The sequence below is a fragment of the Nostocoides australiense Ben110 genome (genome assembly GCF_001050535.1).
GTDB lineage: Bacteria > Actinomycetota > Actinomycetes > Actinomycetales > Dermatophilaceae > Nostocoides_A > Nostocoides_A australiense.
Window position 1 is genome coordinate 3,664,592 of sequence record NZ_HG764815.1, and the last position, 2,633, is coordinate 3,667,224.

Annotated in this window: 3 protein-coding genes; all 3 read right to left on the minus strand. The window is 67.6% G+C overall.

All coding sequences use genetic code 11. The annotated features are described in order from the left end of the window. Positions 1-197 precede the first annotated feature (197 nt). Genes BN11_RS17970 through BN11_RS17980 form a run of 3 tightly spaced genes read right to left on the minus strand, consistent with a single transcriptional unit; the run spans position 198 to position 2,100 of the window. A complete protein-coding gene (locus BN11_RS17970; RefSeq protein WP_048699663.1) occupies positions 198-863 on the minus strand; it encodes a DUF3618 domain-containing protein in 666 nt (221 codons plus the stop codon). Beyond that, entirely contained in the window at positions 860-1,366 is a 507-nt protein-coding gene (locus BN11_RS17975; RefSeq protein ID WP_083433861.1) for a phage holin family protein, read from the minus strand. The genes BN11_RS17970 and BN11_RS17975 overlap by 4 nt, the downstream gene beginning before the upstream one ends. Further along, positions 1,363-2,100, minus strand: a complete 738-nt coding sequence (locus tag BN11_RS17980; protein ID WP_157044262.1) for a hypothetical protein — start codon at positions 2,098-2,100, stop codon at positions 1,363-1,365. Before BN11_RS17980 ends, BN11_RS17975 begins: the two co-directional genes overlap by 4 nt. Between the last annotated feature and the right edge of the window lie 533 nt (positions 2,101-2,633).

Consider the following 2,633-nt stretch of genomic DNA (forward strand, 5'->3'; position numbering starts at 1 on the left):
CCGGAAAAGACGGCCAGGGCGGTGCCGTATGCCGTGAGCAGGGCTGCGTCTCCTAAGCGTGCGGCGCGGGGCGGTGGACCGAGTCCGCCGCCCCGCGCGACCATCTTGTCGAGAGCGCCCACCTCCGCGTCGGCGAAACGGCGACCCACTGGATCACTACGTAACGACCCAGGTTGACGCCGACGACGATCTCGGCGTCAGCTGTTGCGCTGCACCGCGTCCTTCGACTCCTGCGCGCTTTCCTTGACGGTTTGGGCAGCGCCCTGGCCCTCGGCCTTGACCTTTTCCACGCTCTCTTGAGCGCTCTCCTTCAGGGCGTTCGCGGCGTCCTGTGCCGGCTCCTTGAGGTTCTCCGCAGCCTCTTGCACAACGGACTTGGCCTCCTCGAGCAGAGGCTGGCCCTTCTCCTCGACGGCGTCCTTGGCGGTCGCGGCCAGTTGCCGTTCCTTCTCGGACGCGGGCAGCAACGAGCCCAACAACCACCCGGCCCCGAGAGCGACCAGGCCGGCCGCGAGCGGATTGCCGCGGGTGCGGCGCCGGGCGGCGGACGGCGCGTTCTCCACCTGCGCGCGTGCCGACGCGGCCATGTCGCCGACCGTGTCTCCGGCGTCGCTCAGTTTCCCGGTCAGGCCGCTGGAGTCTCCATAGTCGTCGTCGCTGCCCATGACCTTCTCCTTCAGCCCGCGGCCGGCGCCGACCACCTTGTCCTGCACCTTCTCGACCTGGCGCTTGGCAACGGCGCCGGGTTCGACCGCCTCGCCCAGGGCGTTGACGTTCTGGCTCAGGTTGACTCGGGTCTGCTCGATGTCCCGGCGCAATTGCTCCGGGTCGTTGCTGTCGATCGTGGGGATGTCATTGCTCATCGCGGATCCTCGTTTCCCTTCAGCGCATCCGGGACCTGTTTGACGGTCTCGACTGTGCGCGGCACTCCAGTGACGTTCTTGAGTTCGGTGCGACCACGCGCCGCCAGCACGGCGGCGATAAGCGCCCAGATGACGCCGACGACCAAAGCCGCGACGCCGAAGTTGTCCCACCACGACCCGAGCGCCCACCACAGGGCGATCGACAGGAAGAGCAGAGCCAGGTGGCCAGCGACGCCCGCGCCGGCCAGCATCCCCGCGCCCTTGCCCGCGTCGGTGGCCGACTGGCGCACCTCGGCTTTGGCCAGCGCCACTTCTTGACGCATCAAGGTCGTGACGTCGCCGGCGATGTCGCCCAGTAATGCGCCGATGGAGCCGATCTCGCCCTTGTCGTAGGTGTCATGGGCACCCTCGATCTGCTCTGCCGGGCGCACCTCACCGATCTCGGCCGGCTCACGGACCGGCGGGCCGGCTGCGGTCGACCCTTCGTGGCCGACTTGACTCATCGGGGCAGCTCCCCGCCGGCCTCTCGGGTGGTCCCCGTGCGGACGCTCGCCGGGTTCGGCGCCGTGGCCGGGGTGGGCGAGCCACCGTATGCCGGGACGGCACTGGGTATGTGCTGTGTCGTCACCGCGCCTGCCGGCACCGTGGTCACGGGCCGCTGCCGCTGGACATACTGCTGGTCCGCGTCGTCGTCCTGACTCGCCAGGCTGCGCGTGATCCGGCCGCCGAGGAATCCGGCAAGCGCTGCTCCGGCGAGGAAGTTGCCGGGGTTGCGGCGTGCGTACCGCCGGATGTCCTCGAGCAGGTCACTCGGGTCCCGTGACTCCAGCCATCCGGCGACCCGCTCGGTTTGGTCGGCAGCCTGGCTCACCAGGCCGCTGGCGATACCGCTCTGACTGCTGCGGCCCATTTCCTGCAGCTCTGAGGTCAGCAGCCGCAAGAGCCCCGCCACCCGGTCCTGCTGCGTGGCAGCCTGCGAGCTGACCTCCGATCGGGCCTGGTGATAGAGGTCCTGAGCATGGTTCTTGGCTTCCCCGGCAACCTGCGCAACCTCCTCCTTGGCGGCCCCGGCGACGGCCTTGCCGCTGGACGCCGCGTCGGCGGCAACGCTCTTGGCCTCGTCAACGGCTTGCGACGAGGTCGACTGCTGCCCGGGCTGGCCGTCCGGGAGCTTGTCCTGGTCAATCATGTAGTTCTCGTCAACCACGTTGTTCTGGTCGAACACGGAATCTGACATTCGCCTGCCTTTCTGGCGGTGGCACCCCCTGGGAGCATCCAATCGACACTGCGCGCCAGCGGGCCTGGGCCACGACCATAGGGACATCGCGGGGTCGAAAAGCGGCAGAGGATCCGCCCAACCAGCGAATGACTCGGAAACCACCCTTGGGGGTGTGAAAATGCCCTAGAGGCCTCGATGGCGGCAGCGTGTGGTTGACAGGGCGGAACCAAGACCTGAGGACGCCCTGATCGGGTTGGCGGTCGGCCTGGCGCTGGACAGGCCCCCGTGTCCGTCATCGGCGCCATCTGAAGTTCATGTGTGACCGGCGCCGTCTCCCGACGCTCCTCGAATTCATTGCGGAGTGCAGGTCTTTCCAAAGCGCGCGGGGTAAACTTTGTGGCAATTGCGGCGCTTAATGGCTCCCTCACGAGCCTCTAAGCCTCTGGTGGAGCCATTCTGCAGATCGTTAGCGAATCCCTGTTCGTGCCGTGAGTTGCTGGGAGATTGTCCGATTGACGATCTAGCTGCTCGACACGCCCACGAGGGTTAGC

Bases quoted from the DNA above. Each gene is read 5' to 3' on its own strand.
- BN11_RS17970 (WP_048699663.1), bottom strand. From the start codon at position 863: ATGAGCAATGACATCCCCACGATCGACAGCAACGACCCGGAGCAATTG.
- BN11_RS17975 (WP_083433861.1), bottom strand. From the start codon at position 1,366: ATGAGTCAAGTCGGCCACGAAGGGTCGACCGCAGCCGGCCCGCCGGTC.
- BN11_RS17980 (WP_157044262.1), bottom strand. From the start codon at position 2,100: ATGTCAGATTCCGTGTTCGACCAGAACAACGTGGTTGACGAGAACTAC.